Here is a 733-nt window from a genome sequence, read left to right as displayed (position 1 = left end):
GATGGCGGGAAGTTCGGTGTTCAGCCCACCGAAGATCTCCTCGAGCCGGTCGAGCGTCAGGCCGAGTTCGGCGCCGCGGCCGCCCAGTCCCTGGGACAGCGCGCCGAGCGTGTTCGCCAGGTCCTGCGGCGGAATCGCTTGTAGGAGCGGCAGCAGGCCGTCCAGAACCTCGCCGACCTCGACGGCGTTGCCGCTCTTGTCCTGACGCAGCGTGTCACCGGCTTGGATCGGCGGAGCCGTGTCGCCCTCCGGAACGATCAGCGACACATAGCGTTCACCGAACAGCGTCTTGGGCAGCAGACGCGCCGTCGCGTTGGACGGGATCAGCGGTGCCTTGTCCGGCTGGATCGCGAGAGCGAGTGTGACCTCGCCCTCCTCAGAGGTCGCCGAGCGCACCTCGCCGACGATGAGGCCACGGACCTTCACCGGATAAATCAGAGGAAGCCTGGCCCTTCAGGGCCGGGAGGAAGCTGATTCTGTACTGTGCGATCGCGCGTAGCGGGGTCGCTTTCTTGGGGTGGGTTCGGGTCGTTTTTGGTTGGTGATGTACTCGGCGACGATGGCGAGTGGGGCTCCGCCTGCGGAGGCGGCGAAGTAGGACGGTGACCAGAAGTGATTGCCCCACAGGTATTTCTGAATGTGGTCGGGGAACTCTTGGCGCAGGTATCGAGCGGAGACGCCCTTGAGGCTATTGACCAGGGTGGAGAGTTGCACGGTAGGTGGGTAGTGGATC

Annotated in this window: 1 protein-coding gene and 1 pseudogene; both read right to left on the bottom strand. The window is 64.8% G+C overall.

All coding sequences use genetic code 11. The annotated features are described in order from the left end of the window. Positions 1-444 (bottom strand): annotated as a pseudogene (locus tag AC1DWT_RS51690) (MCE family protein); the annotation flags it as partial. A 9-nt stretch (positions 445-453) separates the two neighbouring features. Further along, on the bottom strand, positions 454-733 hold a 280-nt coding region (tnpA, locus tag AC1DWT_RS51685; protein WP_477926332.1), incomplete at its 5' end, for an IS200/IS605 family transposase.

The organism is Rhodococcus sp. P4_B6 (assembly GCF_056402215.1).
Note: the sequence above shows the minus strand (reverse complement) of the source record. Positions and strands in the feature narration are given on the sequence as shown.